Raw genomic sequence first — 16,475 nt, forward strand, 5'->3', positions numbered from 1 at the left:
AGCGTTGACGGCGTTCGGGCACGACACCTGGTGGCTGGTGCTTGGGAAGGCGCTGGCGATCTTCGCGTTCCTCATGCTGAACGTGCTGGTGGCGATTCTGCTCGAACGCAAGATCCTCGGCTGGATGCAGCTGCGGCCCGGGCCCAACCGGGTGGGGCCGTGGGGTGCCCTGCAGAGCCTGGCCGACGGAATCAAGTTGGCGCTCAAGGAAACCATCACCCCGGGCGGCGTCGACAAGTTCGTCTATTTCGCGGCGCCGGTCATCTCCACGATCCCGGCGTTCACCGCCTTCGCCTTCATCCCGTTCGGTCCGGTCGTGTCGGTGTTCGGACACCGCACACCGCTGCAGCTGACCGATCTGCCGGTCGCGGTGCTCTTCATTCTGGGGCTGTCGGCGATCGGCGTATACGGAATCGTGCTGGGTGGTTGGGCTTCCGGGTCCACGTACCCGCTGCTGGGCGGGGTGCGCTCCACTGCCCAAGTCATCTCCTACGAGGTGGCGATGGGGCTTTCGTTCGCGGCGGTCTTCCTCTACGCCGGTTCCATGTCGACGTCGCAGATCGTCGCAGCGCAGGACCGGGTCTGGTACGTGTTCCTGCTGCTGCCCTCGTTCGTGATCTACCTGATCTCGATGGTCGGCGAAACCAACCGGGCGCCTTTCGATTTGCCCGAGGCCGAGGGTGAGCTGGTTGCGGGATTCCACACGGAGTACTCGTCATTGAAGTTCGCGATGTTCATGCTGGCCGAGTACGTCAACATGATGACGGTTTCGTCGCTGGCCACCGTCTTGTTCTTCGGTGGCTGGCACGCACCGTGGCCGCTGAACATGTGGGCGGGGGCCAACACCGGCTGGTGGCCGGTGCTGTGGTTCACCGCGAAGATGTGGACCTTCCTGTTCATCTACTTCTGGCTGCGGGCCTCGCTGCCCCGGCTGCGCTACGACCAGTTCATGGGCCTGGGCTGGAAGCTGCTGATCCCGGGCTCGCTGGTCTGGGTGTTGATCGCCGCCGTCATTCGCACACTGCGCAACCAGGGCTATCAGCACTGGACCCCGATCCTGGTGGCGAGCAGCATCGTGTTCGCCGTGGTGCTCGTGCTGTTGCTGCGAAAACCATTCAGCGCACCGGGTATTCGCGCCCTGGAGAAACAGCTGCGCCGCGACGCGAAGAAGCTACCGGCCGCGCAAAGCCCGACACCGGTATTCCCGACACCGCCGCTGCCGATGAAGTCCCTGGCGACTGCGAGCAAGGAGGAAGCACGTGGCTAAATTCTTGGACGCCGTGGCCGGATTCGGTGTGACGTTCGGATCGATGTTCAAAAAGAACGTCACCGAGGAGTATCCGGAGAAGCCGGGCCCCGTCATGCCGCGCTACCACGGCCGTCACCAGCTGAACCGCTACCCGGACGGTCTGGAGAAATGCATCGGGTGCGAATTGTGCGCCTGGGCGTGCCCGGCCGACGCGATCTACGTCGAGGGCGCGGACAACACCGAGGAACTCAGGTATTCGCCCGGGGAACGTTACGGCCGGGTCTACCAGATCAACTATTTGCGGTGCATCGGTTGCGGCCTGTGCATCGAGGCCTGCCCCACCCGGGCGCTGACCATGACCAATGACTACGAGATGGCCGACGACAACCGCGCGGACCTGATCTACGAGAAGGACCGGCTGCTGGCGCCGCTGCTGCAAGACATGCTCGCGCCGCCGCACCCCAGGACCGCCGGCGCCACCGATAAGGACTATTACGAAGGCAATGTGACAGCACAGGGGTTGGACGAGACCCAGCAGGCCGGAGACTCAAGGTGACCGGATTGACCGGCCACGCCGTCGCCGTGGCGTCGAGCTTTGCCCAAGACACCATCGTCCGCACTTCCACCGGCGAAGCGGTCGCCTTCTGGGTGCTGGGCGTCCTCGCCGTGATCGGCGCGATCGGGGTGGTCACCGCGGTCAACGCCGTGTATTCGGCGATGTTCCTGGCGATGACCATGATCATCCTGGCGGTGTTCTACATGATTCAGGACGCGCTGTTCTTGGGTGTGGTTCAAGTGGTGGTCTACACCGGCGCGGTGATGATGCTGTTCTTGTTCGTCCTGATGCTCATCGGTGTGGACTCCGCGGAATCGCTCAAGGAGACGCTGCGCGGTCAGCGGATCGCCGGAGTGGCGGCCGGTATGGGGTTCGGCATTCTGCTGATCGCCGCCATCGGCAACTTGACCACCGGCGGTTTCGCCGGGCTGACCACCGCCAACGCCAACGGCAACGTGGAAGGGCTGGCGGCGCTGATCTTTTCGCGGTACGTGTGGGCGTTCGAGCTGACCAGCGCGCTGCTGATCACCGCGGCCGTGGGCGCGATGGTGCTGGCGCACCGCGAGCGCTTCGAGCGCCGCAAGACACAGCGCGAACTCTCTCAGGAACGATTCCGGCCGGGCGGGCACCCCACCCCGATGCCCAGCCCCGGTGTGTACGCACGCCACAACGCCGTCGACGTGGCCGCGTTGCTGCCGGACGGCTCGTACTCGAAGCTTTCGGTGTCGCCGATGCTGCAAAGCCGCGGCGCCGACGGCAAGAGGACCCCGTCCTTCGAGCCGAGCCCGACTCTCTCCCAAGGCGGTACGTCGTGAATCCGGCTAATTATCTGTACCTTTCGGCGCTGCTGTTCACCATCGGGGCCTCCGGTGTGTTGTTGCGCCGCAACGCCATCGTGATGTTCATGTGCGTCGAGCTGATGCTCAACGCGGTCAACCTCGCGTTCGTCACGTTCGCGCGGATGCACGGCCACCTGGACGGGCAGATGATCGCGTTCTTCACGATGGTGGTCGCCGCCTGCGAGGTGGTCATCGGCCTGGCCATCATCATGACCATCTTCCGTACCCGCAAATCGGCGTCCGTCGACGACGCGAATCTACTCAAAGGCTGACGACGCCAACATGACTCAATACACCTGGCTGCTGGTCGCGTTGCCACTGGCGGGCGCCGCAATCCTGCTGTTTGGCGGGCGACGCACCGACCGGTGGGGGCATTGGCTGGGCTGCGCTACCGCCCTTGCGGCATTCGGGGTGGGCCTGAGCCTGCTCAGCGAGCTGCTCGGCCGCGCCGCCGACGACCGCGTCATCCACCAGAAGGTGTTCAGCTGGATCCCCGTCGGCCAGCTCCAGGTAGACCTCGGGCTGCAAATCGACCAGCTGTCGGTGTGTTTCGTGCTGCTGATCTCCGGCGTCGGCTCACTGATCCACATCTATTCGGTCGCCTACATGGCCGAAGACATCGACCGCCGACGGTTTTTCGGCTATCTCAACCTGTTCCTGGCGTCGATGCTGCTGCTGGTCGTCGCCGACAACTACGTGGTGCTCTATGTCGGCTGGGAAGGCGTCGGCCTGGCGTCCTACCTGCTGATCGGATTCTGGTACCACAAGCCGACTGCGGCCACCGCGGCCAAGAAGGCGTTCGTGATGAACCGGGTCGGCGATGCCGGGCTGGCTCTGGGAATGTTCTTGATGTTCAGCACTTTCGGCACGCTGTCGTATGCCGGGGTGTTCGCCGGCGCACCCGCAGCCGGTCGGGGCGCGCTGACCGCCATGGGATTGCTGTTGCTGCTGGGGGCCTGCGCCAAGTCCGCGCAAGTCCCGCTGCAAGCGTGGCTGGGTGACGCCATGGAGGGCCCGACCCCGGTGTCCGCGCTGATCCACGCCGCCACCATGGTGACCGCCGGCGTGTATCTGATCGTGCGGTCCAACCCGCTGTACAACCTGTCCCCCGACGCACGACTGGCCGTGGTCATCGTGGGTGCGGTCACGCTGTTGCTCGGAGCGTTCATCGGCTGCGCCAAGGACGACATCAAGCGGGCGCTGGCCGCGTCGACGATGAGCCAGATCGGCTACATGGTGCTGGCGGCCGGCCTCGGCCCGGCCGGCTATGCCTTCGCGATCATGCACCTGTTGACCCACGGTTTCTTCAAGGCCGGGTTGTTCCTAGGCTCCGGCGCGGTGATTCACGCGATGCACGAAGAGCAGGACATGCGCCGCTACGGCGGTTTGCGCGCCGCGCTGCCCATCACGTTCGTCACGTTCGGACTGGGGTACCTGGCGATCATCGGCGTGCCGCCCTTCGCGGGCTTCTACTCCAAGGACGCCATCATCGAGGCCGCGCTCGGCACCGGTGGCGTCCAGGGCTACGTGCTGGGCGGCGCGGCGCTGCTGGGCGCCGGGGTCACCGCGTTCTACATGACGCGCGTAATGCTGATGACCTTCTTCGGCAAGAAGCGCTGGGGACCCGGCGCCCACCCGCACGAGGCGCCGGCCCTGATGACGTGGCCGATGATCCTGCTCGCCGTCGGCTCGGTGTTCTCCGGTGGCCTGATGGCGGTCGGCGGCACCCTGCAGCGCTGGCTCGAACCGGTTGTCGGAAAGCACGAAGAAGTCACCCACGCCGCCCCGGCCTGGGTCAGCACCGCCCTGGCACTGGGGGTCGTGGTCATCGGCATCGCGGTGGCCTACCGGCTGTATGCGAAGACACCGATCCCCCGGGTGGCTCCGGTCTCCGTGACGGCGTTGACAACAGCAGTCCGCAACGACTTCTACGGCGATGCCTTCAACGAGGAGGTCTTCATGCGCCCCGGTGCGCAACTGACTCACGCACTTGTCGGCGTCGACAATGCGGGTGTCGACGGATCGGTCAACGCGCTGGCGGCGCTGGTGAGCTCGACGTCGAATCGGCTGCGGGGGTTGCAAACCGGCTTTGCCCGCAACTACGCATTGTCGATGCTGACGGGCGCGGTGCTGGTGGTCGCGCTGATCCTGGCGGTGCGACTGTGGTGATTGGTGCCGGCGACCGAAGCGATGTGGGGGCACCTCCACTTGCGGGTGTCGAAGCGATGGACAAGGAGCGGCGCTCATGAATAGCGTTCCCTGGCTGAGCGTGCTGTGGCTGGTGCCGCTGGCCGGCTCCGTGTTGATCATCCTGATGCCGCCCGGGCTGCGACAGCTCGCCAAGTGGACCGGTCTGGTCTTCGGCGTCCTGACCCTGGCGGTGGCCATCATCGTCACGGTCGGGTTCAAGACCGGTGGCGCGCCTTACCAATTCGTCGAAAAGCATCAGTGGATCCCGGCGTTCGGCGCCGGCTACACCCTGGGTGTCGACGGCATCGCGGTGGTGCTGGTGCTGCTGACGGCGGTGCTCATTCCGGTGCTGCAGGTGGCCGGCTGGAACGACGGGGGCGAGCGCGCACCTCGCGGCGTACACGCCTACATCGCCTTGACGCTGGCCATCGAGTCGATGGTGTTGATCTCGGTCGTCGCCCTGGACGTGTTGCTGTTCTACGTCTTCTTCGAGGCCATGCTCGTCCCGATGTATTTCCTGATCGGGGGCTTCGGCGGCGGGCCCGGCAGGTCGCGCGCGGCCGTGAAGTTCTTGTTGTACAACCTGTTCGGCGGGCTGATCATGCTGGCCGCGGTGATCGGGCTGTATGTGGTGACCTCGCAACACGGTTCGGGCACCTTCGACTTCCGCGAGATCGTGGCCGGCGTCGCCTCGGGCCGGTACGGCGCGGACTCCGCGGTGTTCAAGGCGCTGTTCCTGGGTTTCATGTTCGCTTTCGCGATCAAGGCCCCACTGTGGCCGTTCCACCGCTGGCTGCCCGATGCCGCCGTCGAGGCCACCCCTGCCACCGCGGTGCTGATGATGGCGGTGATGGACAAGGTCGGCACCTTCGGCATGCTGCGCTACTGCCTGCAACTGTTCCCCGGCGCCTCAACGTATTTCCGCCCACTGATCGTCGTGCTGGCGGTCATCGGGGTGATCTACGGCGCGGTCGTCGCCATCGGCCAGACCGACATCATGCGGTTGATCGCCTACACCTCGATCTCGCACTTCGGCTTCATCATCCTGGGCATCTTCGTGATGACCAGCCAGGGGCAGAGCGGGTCGACGCTGTACATGCTCAATCACGGCCTGTCCACGGCCGCGGTCTTCCTGATCGCCGGATTCCTGATATCGCGGCATGGCAGCCGGACGATCGCCGACTACGGTGGCGTGCAAAAGGTGGCGCCGATATTGGCGGGCACCTTCCTGGTCTCGGCCATGGCCACCCTGTCACTGCCGGGCCTGGCACCGTTCATCAGCGAATTCCTGGTGCTGCTGGGCACTTTCAATCGGTACTGGCTGGCCGCCGGATTCGGGGTCACCGCGCTGGTGCTCTCGGCGGTCTACATGTTGTGGCTGTACCAGCGCGTGATGACCGGGCCGGTCGCCAGTGGCAACGAGAAGATCGGCGACCTGCGCGCACGTGAATTGATCGTCGTCGCACCGTTGATCGCGCTGCTGCTGGTGCTCGGCATCTACCCCAAGCCCGTGCTCGACATCATCAATCCCGCCGTCGAGAACACCATGACCACCATCGGCCAGCATGACCCCAAGCCGACCGTCCCGGTGGGAACACCCAGACCGGCCGAATTACACCGGACCGCCGAAGGACCGCGATGACCCTTCCCACCCCGAGCATCCAGTACTTCCTGCTCTGCCCGACGCTCATCGTGTTCGGCATCGCCGTGGTGTGCGTCCTCGCAGAGGCGTTCCTGCCCAGGCGAATTCGCTACACCGCGCAGGTGACGCTCTCGCTCGGCGGTTTGATCGCGGCGTTCGTCGCGGTCATCGCCGTGAGCCGCTCGATCCAAAGCTCAGGGCGCGTTGCGGTCTTGGGCGCCATGGCCATTGACCGCCCGACGCTGTATCTGCAGGGCACGATACTGCTGGTCGCGGTGATGGCGGTCATCTTCATCGCCGAACGCACCCAAGCCGGCGCGGACAGCAAGGTGTCCGTGGGGGTCGGTAGGGCCGGCTCCGGCGGCCTGGACTCCTTCACGCCACAGGCATCGGCGGTGCCCGACAGCGACGCCGAGCGCGAGGCCGAGCGGGCCGGGGCCGCCCAGACGGAATTGTTCCCGCTGGCGCTGCTGTCGGTCGGCGGCATGATGGTCTTTCCCGCATCCAACGACCTGTTGACCATGTTCGTGGCGCTGGAAGTGTTGTCCCTGCCGCTGTACCTGATGTGCGGCCTGGCCCGTCACCGCCGCCTGCTTTCGCAGGAATCGGCGATGAAGTACTTTCTGCTGGGCGCGTTTTCGTCGGCGTTCTTCCTCTACGGTGTGGCGCTGCTCTACGGCGCGACCGGCACGCTGCTGCTGACGGGCATCCGTGACGCGCTGGCCGCGCGTGGCGACTCCTCGATGGCGCTGGTCGGCGTCGGGCTGCTGTCGGTCGGCCTGCTGTTCAAGGTCGGCGCCGTCCCGTTCCACTCGTGGATTCCCGACGTGTACCAGGGCGCGCCCACCCCCATCACCGGGTTCATGGCGGCGGCAACCAAGGTCGCGGCTTTCGGTGCGCTGCTTCGGGTTATCTACGTGGCGCTGCCGCCGCTGCACGATCAGTGGCGCCCGGTGCTGTGGGCCATCGCCATCCTGACCATGGCGGTCGGCACCATCACCGCGGTGAACCAGACCGACGTCAAACGCATGCTGGCCTACTCGTCGGTCGCCCACGTCGGATTCATCCTCACCGGCGTCATCGCCGATAACCACACGGGCCTGTCCGCCACGTTGTTCTATCTGCTGGCCTACAGCTTCAGCACCGTCGGCGCGTTCGCCATCGTCGGCCTGATCCGCGATGCTGACGGAGTCGAAGACGCCACGCTCTCGCACTGGGCGGGGCTGGGGCAGCGCTCACCCATTGTGGGCGTGATGTTTTCGATGTTCTTGTTGGCGTTCGCCGGTATCCCACTGACCAGTGGATTCGTCAGCAAGCTCGCCGTCTTCAAGGCCGCCGCCCAGGGCGGCGCCGCGCCCCTGGTGATCGTCGGTGTGGTCGCCAGCGGGGTCGCCGCGTATTTCTACGTGCGGGTGATCGTGTCGATGTTCTTCACCGAAGCGACCGAGGACACCCCGCACGTGGTGACGCCGGGCATCTTGAGCAAGGCCGCTATCGCGGTGTGCGCCGCGGTCACCGTGGCGCTGGGTATCTTCCCACAGCCGCTACTCGATCTGGCCGACCAGGCCGCCCAGCTGCTGCACTGACGCGGAGTCTGACCTCACCGGTCAGCTCACGAACGGCCGGATGGCCAACAGGTAGATCACCAATGCCCCCAGCGGGGCTACCAGCGGCAACCACGGCAACTGCAAGGGAAACGACGTCGCAACCAACCCGGCGAACGTAAACCCCACGGCGCCAGCCGCCGTCGGCCAGCTGTCCAGCACCACCCGGGCGGACGCACCGACCGCATGGCGGCATACCAGGTAGGCGGCGGCGCACAAACCGGACAGCGCGACGAATATCACCGGCGGGTTGGACAGCACGACGGTGACGGTGGCCAGCAGCACGGCAACCGTTGCGGCGGGCCGGAATACGATGCCAACCGCGACCGCAATCAGCGCGGACACCCATGCGACCACCGCGGAGCCGTGCCAACCGCCGGCGGCCAGCCCCACCATGAGCAGACCGAAACCCGTCGCGAAAGCGGGCACCCCCACCCGCGTCAGCGCGCCCGCCCCAACGTTAGCCACGAAGCCTCCCCCGCACCCGCCGGCGGCGATCCGGCAGTACACCCATGGACTGCTCCAGACCGCTATCGCCCGCCCACGACACGATATCCACGCCGATGGTGGCCATGTCGCGATACATCGCGGAGCGTTGCAGCGCCCACATCCGATCCACCAAGGGATCCTGTTCGTCTTCGAACGGCGAACTATCGAGGATGTCGACGGCCAGCACGACATGGCCGCGCTTGCGCAGATTGATCAAGGCCAAGGCGAATTCGGTGTCGAGCAGGGTGGAGAACGCGATGACGATCGCACCGGCGGGAACCGCCGCGCGTGGCGCCAACGTGCCCGTGGTCTGTTCGAATCGGTCGCCGGCATTCAGGACGGTGTCGAGCACCCGATAGAACTGGCGCTGCCCGATGTCGGCGCCCAGCCAGCGCGGATGGTTGCCCCCCAGAGCGACGACGCCGGCCCGATCGCCGTGACGCAACGCGGTTTGCACCACCTGCGCCGCTCCGCGCACGACGCGTTCGGTGGCCTCGGTCGCCGGACCCGCGGGCTGCCGGTATCCATCGATCAAGACCACCACGTCGGCGGCGCGGTCGGTCAATCGCTGTGTCACATGCAGTTGGCCCCGGCGCGCGCTCACCGGCCAATTCACCGCGCGCAGTTGGTCGCCGGGCACATAAAGGCGAATGTCGGCGTACTCCACACCCGGACCGATATGGCGAGTCAGGTGGGCGCCCAACCGGTCGAGCAGCTCGATCTGCGGAATGGGCGTCTGCTGTGGCGGCGTCAAGGGAAACACGAAGACCTCGGCGGCCCCGACGGTTGTCGTTCCGGTGAGCAGCCCACCGCGGGCGACGACGTCGATGCGAGCCCCGATGGAATACCGGCCCCAGCGCCGCGCCGTGGTCGTGATGGTTTTCGCCTGGGCCGCATCGGATTCGGGGATTTCGAGCTCCATGCCCGCGATGTCGGGAACCGTGACTTCGACTGCCGAAGTCCCGTCTTCTCCCGTTACCCACACCCTGAGGTGTGCCTGGTCGTTTTCGAAGCAACGCTGGGCGTCGGGCTCGCCATGTACCTGGATCGCCGGGACAGGCCGCTGCCAGCTGATCGAACACAGCACACCCAGCAGCGGCGCCGCGAAGGCGATCAGCTGCCACCGGGCGCCGATCACGGCTGCGGCCATCGCAAACCCCGCGCAGGTTGCGATCGTCAATGTCAAATCCGATGCGCGCCAGCGGAACTCGACCCCCACGTTAGACGTCACGCCGGATTCATCCGTTCTCGTTAGCGCTGGCGCCGGTTCGCGGCACAGGTAGGCGGTGCAACAACTCTCCGATCACGTCGGCGCCCTGGATCTTTCGCACCCACATTTCGGGGCGCAGGGTGATTCGGTGCGAGACCGCCGCGATAGCCAGCGCCTTCACATCCTCGGGGATGACATAGTCGCGGCCGAGCAGCAGCGCGCGGGCGCGGGCGAGTTGCACCAGATCGAGTTCGGCGCGTGGGCTGGCGCCCACCGCAACCTGCGGGTGGTGTCGCGTCGCATTGGCCAGCGACACCACATAGTGCAGAACGTCTTCGTGCACGGTCACCTGCTCGACCGATTCACGCATGGCCAGCAGGTCGTGCGCGTCTACGACTTGGTTGACCGTCGGTTCTGCCGAACCGCGTTCGAGGCGGCGCCGCAGCATCGAGGTCTCGTCCCGCTCGCTGAGATACCGCAGTTCCAGCCGAATCGCGAACCGGTCGAGTTGCGCCTCGGGCAGCGGATACGTGCCCTCGTACTCGATCGGGTTGTCGGTGGCCAGCACGATGAAAGGCTTTGGCAGCTGGTGCGTTTCGCCGTCGATGCTGACTTGGCCTTCGGCCATCGCCTCCAGCAGCGCCGCCTGGGTTTTCGGCGGTGTGCGATTGATCTCGTCGGCCAGGAGCAAGTTGGTGAAGATGGGGCCGGGCCGGAAAGCGAAGCGGCCGGACTGCATGTCGTAGATCGTCGAGCCGAGCAGGTCGGCAGGCAACAGATCGGGCGTGAACTGCACCCGGGTGAATTGCAGTCCCAGCGCGGCGGCAAAGGATCTCGCGATCAGCGTCTTGCCCAGGCCGGGCAGGTCTTCGATGAGGATGTGGCCGCGCGCGAGGACCGTGGTGAGGATCAGCCGCAGCGCGGGGCGTTTTCCCACCACCACGCGTTCTATTTCGTCGAGAATCGCCTCGCAGTGGGCGGTCGTTGTTGCGGCCGGCAGCGTCATGTTGGGATCGCGCCTCCTGTCATACCTGCTCCAGCTTTTGCAGAATCTCTTGCAGCGCCGCACGGCCCGGGCCGGGTTGGCGGTCACCGGTGCGCGTGACGTTGTTTGGATTGACCCATTCCCACAGTTCCTCGCCGAAGAGGATGCGCCCGGTTGCGTGGAAGGACTCAGGATCTTTGGACTGCCTTTGGCCAGTCGTCATAGCGTAACGGCGCGCGAGCATCGGGCGCAGATGCCGGTCCCAGTCCGCCCTGGTGGACTCCGACCACCGAATCGTCGTCTCAGTGGCGGTCAGCCAGCGGCGCAACGAATCCCCGAGATCGTCGGCGTCCGGCTCCGCGTCGGCATCGAATCCGCGCGCCAGGGCACGACGAAGGCTGAGCAGCACCAGAGCCAGCCCAACACCGGACGCCGCCACCACCCACCGTCGATCATGCTGCGTCAGTGCCAACAGTTCTACACCGATGATGAGGCAAACGCCCAGGGCAGTAATCTTTTTCATGCAGTGCTCCGCGAGCCCAGCTCGTCGAGGACCAATCGAAGGACGCGCACCGCGATGTCGCGGTGGCCCTCGTTCATCACGTGGGGGCTGAACCGCGCCTCGGCGAACAGGTTCACCAATTGGACGGCGTTGTCGGCGTGCAGAGCGTGGTGTTCAACCGCGCGGGCCAGCACCTCGGTCGGGGTGTCGAATTCCTGGGGAACTGCGCCAGGAACGTGGGCGAGTTCACGTTCCATCGCGGCATAGCAGGCGATGATCGCCTCTCGCGGTTCGCGGCTCAGGTCTGTCATCTCGGCCAGACCACGTTCGGCGGCCCTGGCCAGTGACTCCGAACGCGCCGCCGGCGCCGGGGATTCCGCCGGCTCGTCGGCGATGCCGGGAGCCACCGGACGCCAGCGCCGCCGCGCCGACGCGACCGTCCCGGCGACGAACATCACCAACATGGCGACCGTGCAGGCGAGCAGGATCCCCAGCATGTTCTGCGAGGCGTCGCGAGGACGGTGCGGATGCTGCGGCGCCGGCTGTGCGGGCGGCTGCGTCGACGGTGCTGCGCCGCTATCGGTCGGTGACGGGCCGGGAGCGAGGCCGTGGGCCAGGAACCGGGCCAGCATCATCACAATCAGCAGCCACGCCACGATCACGCCCAGTCCGATTAACAACACGCGCCAGCTCGGTCGTCCCTTGCCGGTGCCCAGCATGTCGGACAGCGCGCCGGCACTCGGCGCGGGAGCGCGGGGGTCTCGCAAGCGGGCGACCACGGCGACCGCGATCAGCGCAAGCGTCACGGCGAGAACCGCTACCACGAAGGCCAGCGCCGTCCGGCCGCCCGACTCGCTGCGCATCGCATCGTGACGAGCGGGAAGGTAGCCGCGCAGGGCGGCAGCGACCACGAGCAGCAGAACGATCAGGGCAACGACTCGCCCTGTCGGCTTGTCCATACCAGGCATTGGCACGCCACTCGATTGATTGTTGCGGCACTGGCTTTCCTCATACTTGCACGTCAGGCGGCCCTAAGGCCAGGATCGGCGTTCCCACTTATCCACAGTCGCCAATTCATCCACATCTTCTTCCGGTCGCCTTGGACTCGAACATATGTTCTATACCGTGGATGGCGTGGACCTTTTTATGAGCGCGGAACAGGCGCGGGAGCGAATGTGCTCCGCGCTCGACGCGATCGATGCGGCCCACGAGGTGCTGCGCCAGACCCCGTCGGCGGTGGTCGGCAACGCCTTTCGGGTTGACTTCGCCGAACGGCTGGAAGCCCAGGACCGCCTCAATCGGGGCCTGATGTATCGGGTCTTCGGCGAAATCGCCGACCCGCCGGACGAGGCAGGGTGCGTTCCCGCGATGCGCGGCATGTTGTGGGCGCGGCTTCGCATCCCGCCCAAGGAAGTCACGCGCCGCTTCAGACTCGCGGCCCGCCTGCGGTCGCGACGTTCACTGACCGGCGCTCCGTTGGAACCGCCCGGGACCGCGGATGCACCCACCCCAATTGCCTGGAACCCGGGTATCACTGCGAGGTGGGCAAGCCCAAGGTTCACCATGCGCACGGATGGGCAGACGGAGGCCCGCCGACGCGGACAACCTGTTCTTCCCCTGCGGATCGGACCACGGCGCGGTGGGCAGAGGTGAACGGCGCACCGTCGTCGTCCGCAACGGGCGACTCGGCTGGACCGACGGCAACGGACCGCCCGTCGTCAATCACGCAGACCATCCCGACGAGCTCCTGCGCGGCGATCCCGACCCGCCGTGAGGCAAATGATGTTCCGCCGCCGTGATCACCAACGCGTGCCGGCGATCGCGCCGGTCTAGTCCACCGCGAAGGGACGGAAGCTGCCGTCGAGGACCTGGAGGTGACCGATGGTGCGCCCGGTGACCTTGGCGGGATCGACCAGAGCCAATTCGACCGCCGCGCGGGCGAATTCGTCCTCCGACGCGGTCTCATCGAAGTTGCGGGCATAGTACGAAAGCCCCGGCGTGAGAATCGGTTTGGAGGGCGAAAGCGCGTTGACCGCGATGTTGTGGTCGGTGAGATCGTATGCCGCGCACTGGGTCAGGTGCTCGAGCGCGGCCTTGGACCCCCCGTAGCCGGGCAGCACCCCTCCGCTCCGATCGGCGTACGGGCCGTCGCCGGGCAATCGCGACGCGACCGAGGTGATGTTGATGATCGCGCCGCCACCCGCCTCGATCATGTCGGGGCACACCATCTGCATCAGCTCGTAGGTCGCGAACACGGCGATGTCGAAATGCCGACGGTACGCGTGCAGGGGCGTACTGACGAACCCTGGCCAGCCGGGTTTGGCGGCGGCACCCGCCGGCTTGGCGGCGGCACCCGCTTCGGCGGCTTTGGCGGCGGCACCCGCCGGCTTGGTGGCAGCACCCGCTTCGGCGGCTTTGTCGCGCGGGTGCCCACCAGGCTTCGGTGGCCGCCCAGGTGCGGTGAAGGCCGCATTGTTGATCAGAATCCCTATGGGGCCCAATGCCTCTCGCGCCGACCCCACCAGACCGGCGATCTGATCGCGGTCGGTCAAATCGGCCCGAACCGCAACGGCACGCCCGCCGGCCGCCTCGATGTCGGTGACCGTCTCGCCGATGGTTCCCGGCAGCCGGTCATCCCATACCTCTTCGGTACGCCCGGCAACGGCCACCGCGGCACCGTCGGCCGCCAGGGCCAACGCGATCGCCCGGCCCAGGCCGCGGCTACCGCCGGTGACTATCGCAGCGCGGCCCGCAAGCCGCCCCGTCATCGCCGCACCCCGTGCACGACGATGGCAGTGGTTTGCTCCACCCACGCAGCGTCGAGTTCTTCTTCCGGATGCAGCAGCATCCGCAGCATGGTCGCTCCCCCGATCAATTCGATCAATCGGTCCGGATCCACATCGGGATGGGCTTCGCCCCGGTCAACCGCCTCGCGTAGCCGCACCCGCACCGCGGTGAACAGGTCCACGAATCGCGACATCACCCGCGCATTGAGCGCGGGGTCGGCCGTCATGTCGGCGACCAGACCGGGCAGCGCGGCGCGCACCACCGGGGTGGTGAACACGTCGCGGGTGGCCTCGATCATCATCCGCATGTCGGCGGCAATATCCCCGGCCGGCGACTCCAGCGCTGTCGGGGTGGTCGGGAAGGCCGCCTCGTGCACCAGTTCGGCCTTGCTCGACCACCGCCGGTACAGCGCGGATTTCGTGGTGCCGGCACGCTCGGCGACCGCGGCCAGACTGATGTTGGAATAACCTGTTTGGACAAGCAGTTCTGCGGTCGCCGATAGGATCGCCGAGTCGATACGCGGATCGCGCGGGCGGCCGGCGCCGGAGGCCTTGTCAAGGCCGGACGGGTCTGCTTTCATAACGCTACCTACCGTATCGTAATTGCCTCAACGAAGGAGGCACCTTATGGCAACAGATCCGGCGGTCGACAACATCGACCGGCTCCAGCGCTCCAGCCGCGACGTCACATCGTTGCCGACGGTGATGTCACGCTGGCTATCCACCGTACTGCCGGCCGACGCAAATCCCGAGGTGATCGTGGAGAGCGGCGTGGACTCAACGGGCATGTCGTCCGAGACGATCATCCTGACCACTCGCTGGCAGCAGGACGGGCAATCGATCGAACAGAAGCTGGTGGCGCGGGTGGCGCCCACGGCCGAGGACGTGCAGGTCTTCCCCACCTATCGGCTCGACCACCAATTCGACGTCATCCGGAAAGTGGGCGAGCTGACCGACGTCCCCGTCCCCCGGGTGCGCTGGCTGGAGAATACCGGCGACATCCTCGGCACACCGTTCTTCGTGATGGATTACGTCGAGGGCGAGGTGCCGCCCGACGTCATGCCGTATACGTTCGGGGGCAACTGGTTCGCCGACGCGCCCGCCCAACGCCAGCGTGAACTGCAGGACGCCACCGTCGGCGTACTGGCCACGTTGCACTCAATTCCGAACGCGCAGAGTGCGTTTGGCTTCCTCACCGAGGGGCAATCCGGGGACACCGCAATGCGCAAGCATTTCAACTGGGTGCGGTCCTGGTATGACTTCGCGGTGCCTGACATCGGGCGATCGCCGTTGCTGGAGCGTACCTTCGACTGGCTCGAAGCCAATTGGCCGGCCGAGGCGGCCGCCGCCGAGCCCGTGCTGCTGTGGGGCGACGCCCGGGTGGGCAATGCGTTGTACCACGACTTCCGGCCGGTGGCGGTGCTGGACTGGGAAATGGTGACGCTGGGGCCTCGTGAGCTCGACGTGGCGTGGATGATATTCGCGCACATGGTCTTTCAGGAACTCGCTGGCCTGGCGACGCTGCCGGGGTTGCCCGCGGTAATGCGCGAGGAGGACGTTCGCGCGACCTACGCCGGGCTGGCCGGCGTCGAAGTCGGCGACTTGCACTGGTTCTACGTGTACTCGGGCGTGATGTGGGCTTGTGTGTTCATGCGTACCGGCGCTCGGCGGGTGCACTTCGGCGAGACCCAGAAGCCCGACGATGTCGAATCACTGTTCTACCACGCCGGATTGATGCGGCGTTTAATCGGAGAGGACCAGTAATGCTCGGACCGCTCGACGAGTTCCCGGTACATCAGATTCCCCAGCCCATCGCGTGGCCGGGCCCCTCGGACCGCAACTTCTACGATCGCTCCTACTTCAACGCCCACGACCGGACCGGGAACATCTTTGTGATCAGTGGCATCGGCTACTACCCCAACCTCGGGGTCAAGGATGCGTTTTTGCTCATCAGGCGCGGCGACACCCAGACCGCCGTGCACGTTTCGGACGCCATCGACTCCGACCGGCTCAACCAGCACGTCAACGGCTACCGCGTCGAGGTCATCGAGCCGCTGCACCAGCTGCGGATCGTCCTCGACGAAACCGAAGGCATCGCAGCCGATCTCACGTGGAAAGGGCTGTTCGACGTCGTTCAGGAGCAGCCGCACATCCTGCGATCGGGCAACCGGGTCACGCTGGACGCGCAACGTTTTGCGCAGCTGGGCAGCTGGAGCGGGCACATCGTCATCGACGGCGAGAAAATCACCGTCGACCCGAACACCTGGCTGGGCAGCCGCGACCGGTCCTGGGGCATCCGTCCGATCGGCGAGGCCGAGCCCGCGGGCCGGCCCGCCGATCCGCCCTTCGAGGGCATGTGGTGGCTGTACGTACCCATGGCATTCGACGATTTCGCGATTGTGCTGATCATCCAGGAGGAGCCC

Annotated in this window: 18 protein-coding genes; 11 read left to right on the top strand and 7 right to left on the bottom strand. The window is 66.2% G+C overall.

Going from position 1 to position 16,475, the window contains the following annotated elements; translation table 11 throughout:
• Window positions 1–4: 4 nt before the first annotated feature.
• The 7 genes from nuoH to nuoN all read left to right on the top strand — a co-directional run bounded on the left by nuoH (window position 5) and on the right by nuoN (window position 8,062).
• A complete protein-coding gene (gene nuoH, locus VFW69_RS08995; RefSeq protein WP_526500330.1) occupies window positions 5–1,267 on the top strand; it encodes an NADH-quinone oxidoreductase subunit NuoH in 1,263 nt (420 codons plus the stop codon).
• Window positions 1,260–1,805 carry an NADH-quinone oxidoreductase subunit NuoI gene (gene nuoI / locus VFW69_RS09000; RefSeq protein ID WP_526500302.1) on the top strand — a complete coding sequence of 182 codons (546 nt, stop codon included), beginning with the start codon at window positions 1,260–1,262 and terminating at the stop codon, window positions 1,803–1,805. The genes nuoH and nuoI overlap by 8 nt, the downstream gene beginning before the upstream one ends.
• A 26-nt stretch (window positions 1,806–1,831) precedes the next feature.
• Window positions 1,832–2,620: an NADH-quinone oxidoreductase subunit J gene (locus VFW69_RS09005; RefSeq protein ID WP_526500332.1), complete on the top strand. Its 789-nt coding sequence runs from the start codon at window positions 1,832–1,834 to the stop codon at window positions 2,618–2,620.
• Entirely contained in the window at window positions 2,617–2,916 is a 300-nt protein-coding gene (gene nuoK / locus VFW69_RS09010) for an NADH-quinone oxidoreductase subunit NuoK (protein WP_007772892.1), read from the top strand. Before VFW69_RS09005 ends, nuoK begins: the two co-directional genes overlap by 4 nt.
• Window positions 2,917–2,926: 10 nt before the next feature.
• Window positions 2,927–4,813 carry an NADH-quinone oxidoreductase subunit L gene (nuoL, locus tag VFW69_RS09015; protein WP_526500305.1) on the top strand — a complete coding sequence of 629 codons (1,887 nt, stop codon included), beginning with the start codon at window positions 2,927–2,929 and terminating at the stop codon, window positions 4,811–4,813.
• A gap of 76 nt (window positions 4,814–4,889) precedes the next feature.
• Window positions 4,890–6,476 (top strand): NADH-quinone oxidoreductase subunit M, encoded by a 1,587-nt coding sequence (locus VFW69_RS09020; RefSeq protein ID WP_526500307.1) that lies wholly within the window; start codon window positions 4,890–4,892, stop codon window positions 6,474–6,476.
• Window positions 6,473–8,062, top strand: a complete 1,590-nt coding sequence (gene nuoN / locus VFW69_RS09025) for an NADH-quinone oxidoreductase subunit NuoN (RefSeq protein WP_526500309.1) — start codon at window positions 6,473–6,475, stop codon at window positions 8,060–8,062. Before VFW69_RS09020 ends, nuoN begins: the two co-directional genes overlap by 4 nt.
• Before the next feature lie 21 nt (window positions 8,063–8,083).
• Here nuoN and VFW69_RS09030 read toward each other — a convergent pair whose 3' ends face one another.
• The 5 genes from VFW69_RS09030 to VFW69_RS09050 all read right to left on the bottom strand — a co-directional run bounded on the left by VFW69_RS09030 (window position 8,084) and on the right by VFW69_RS09050 (window position 12,225).
• Window positions 8,084–8,548 carry a hypothetical protein gene (locus VFW69_RS09030; RefSeq protein ID WP_526500311.1) on the bottom strand — a complete coding sequence of 155 codons (465 nt, stop codon included), beginning with the start codon at window positions 8,546–8,548 and terminating at the stop codon, window positions 8,084–8,086.
• Window positions 8,541–9,719, bottom strand: coding sequence for a DUF58 domain-containing protein (locus VFW69_RS09035; RefSeq protein WP_526500313.1), 1,179 nt, complete (start codon window positions 9,717–9,719; stop codon window positions 8,541–8,543). The genes VFW69_RS09030 and VFW69_RS09035 overlap by 8 nt, the downstream gene beginning before the upstream one ends.
• A gap of 88 nt (window positions 9,720–9,807) precedes the next feature.
• On the bottom strand, window positions 9,808–10,785 hold the full coding sequence (locus VFW69_RS09040) for an AAA family ATPase (protein ID WP_526500315.1): 978 nt from the start codon (window positions 10,783–10,785) through the stop codon (window positions 9,808–9,810).
• 19 nt (window positions 10,786–10,804) lie between these two features.
• Window positions 10,805–11,287, bottom strand: coding sequence for a hypothetical protein (locus VFW69_RS09045; protein ID WP_526500317.1), 483 nt, complete (start codon window positions 11,285–11,287; stop codon window positions 10,805–10,807).
• A complete protein-coding gene (locus tag VFW69_RS09050; protein ID WP_526500319.1) occupies window positions 11,284–12,225 on the bottom strand; it encodes a DUF4129 domain-containing protein in 942 nt (313 codons plus the stop codon). The genes VFW69_RS09045 and VFW69_RS09050 overlap by 4 nt, the downstream gene beginning before the upstream one ends.
• A 349-nt stretch (window positions 12,226–12,574) precedes the next feature.
• Here VFW69_RS09050 and VFW69_RS09055 point away from each other — a divergent pair, with 349 nt between their 5' ends.
• Window positions 12,575–12,919: a hypothetical protein gene (locus VFW69_RS09055; protein ID WP_526500334.1), complete on the top strand. Its 345-nt coding sequence runs from the start codon at window positions 12,575–12,577 to the stop codon at window positions 12,917–12,919.
• Window positions 12,840–13,040, top strand: a complete 201-nt coding sequence (locus tag VFW69_RS09060) for a hypothetical protein (protein ID WP_526500336.1) — start codon at window positions 12,840–12,842, stop codon at window positions 13,038–13,040. The genes VFW69_RS09055 and VFW69_RS09060 overlap by 80 nt, the downstream gene beginning before the upstream one ends.
• Window positions 13,041–13,095: 55 nt before the next feature.
• Here VFW69_RS09060 and VFW69_RS09065 read toward each other — a convergent pair whose 3' ends face one another.
• Window positions 13,096–14,034 (bottom strand): SDR family NAD(P)-dependent oxidoreductase, encoded by a 939-nt coding sequence (locus VFW69_RS09065; protein ID WP_526500321.1) that lies wholly within the window; start codon window positions 14,032–14,034, stop codon window positions 13,096–13,098.
• Window positions 14,031–14,633, bottom strand: coding sequence for a TetR/AcrR family transcriptional regulator C-terminal ligand-binding domain-containing protein (locus VFW69_RS09070; protein WP_526500323.1), 603 nt, complete (start codon window positions 14,631–14,633; stop codon window positions 14,031–14,033). Before VFW69_RS09070 ends, VFW69_RS09065 begins: the two co-directional genes overlap by 4 nt.
• A 46-nt stretch (window positions 14,634–14,679) precedes the next feature.
• On the opposite strand from VFW69_RS09070, the gene VFW69_RS09075 reads away from it, so the two are divergent.
• Window positions 14,680–15,816: a phosphotransferase family protein gene (locus VFW69_RS09075; RefSeq protein WP_526500325.1), complete on the top strand. Its 1,137-nt coding sequence runs from the start codon at window positions 14,680–14,682 to the stop codon at window positions 15,814–15,816.
• A partial coding sequence (locus tag VFW69_RS09080; protein ID WP_526500327.1) for an Rv3169 family protein occupies window positions 15,816–16,475 on the top strand: 660 nt, incomplete at its 3' end. The genes VFW69_RS09075 and VFW69_RS09080, both read left to right, overlap by 1 nt.

Origin of the sequence: Mycobacterium sp., from assembly GCF_036273375.1 — a bacterium.
Taxonomy (GTDB): domain Bacteria; phylum Actinomycetota; class Actinomycetes; order Mycobacteriales; family Mycobacteriaceae; genus Mycobacterium.

What these genes read in the sequence shown, in the direction of transcription:
- nuoL (WP_526500305.1), top strand. Translation starts at nt 2,927, where the DNA reads ATGACTCAATACACCTGGCTGCTGGTCGCGTTGCCACTGGCGGGCGCC.
- VFW69_RS09020 (WP_526500307.1), top strand. Translation starts at nt 4,890, where the DNA reads ATGAATAGCGTTCCCTGGCTGAGCGTGCTGTGGCTGGTGCCGCTGGCC.
- nuoN (WP_526500309.1), top strand. Translation starts at nt 6,473, where the DNA reads ATGACCCTTCCCACCCCGAGCATCCAGTACTTCCTGCTCTGCCCGACG.
- VFW69_RS09035 (WP_526500313.1), bottom strand. Translation starts at nt 9,719, where the DNA reads ATGGCCGCAGCCGTGATCGGCGCCCGGTGGCAGCTGATCGCCTTCGCG.
- VFW69_RS09040 (WP_526500315.1), bottom strand. Translation starts at nt 10,785, where the DNA reads ATGACGCTGCCGGCCGCAACAACGACCGCCCACTGCGAGGCGATTCTC.
- VFW69_RS09045 (WP_526500317.1), bottom strand. Translation starts at nt 11,287, where the DNA reads ATGAAAAAGATTACTGCCCTGGGCGTTTGCCTCATCATCGGTGTAGAA.
- VFW69_RS09050 (WP_526500319.1), bottom strand. Translation starts at nt 12,225, where the DNA reads ATGGACAAGCCGACAGGGCGAGTCGTTGCCCTGATCGTTCTGCTGCTC.
- VFW69_RS09055 (WP_526500334.1), top strand. Translation starts at nt 12,575, where the DNA reads ATGTATCGGGTCTTCGGCGAAATCGCCGACCCGCCGGACGAGGCAGGG.
- VFW69_RS09060 (WP_526500336.1), top strand. Translation starts at nt 12,840, where the DNA reads ATGGGCAGACGGAGGCCCGCCGACGCGGACAACCTGTTCTTCCCCTGC.
- VFW69_RS09065 (WP_526500321.1), bottom strand. Translation starts at nt 14,034, where the DNA reads ATGACGGGGCGGCTTGCGGGCCGCGCTGCGATAGTCACCGGCGGTAGC.
- VFW69_RS09070 (WP_526500323.1), bottom strand. Translation starts at nt 14,633, where the DNA reads ATGAAAGCAGACCCGTCCGGCCTTGACAAGGCCTCCGGCGCCGGCCGC.
- VFW69_RS09075 (WP_526500325.1), top strand. Translation starts at nt 14,680, where the DNA reads ATGGCAACAGATCCGGCGGTCGACAACATCGACCGGCTCCAGCGCTCC.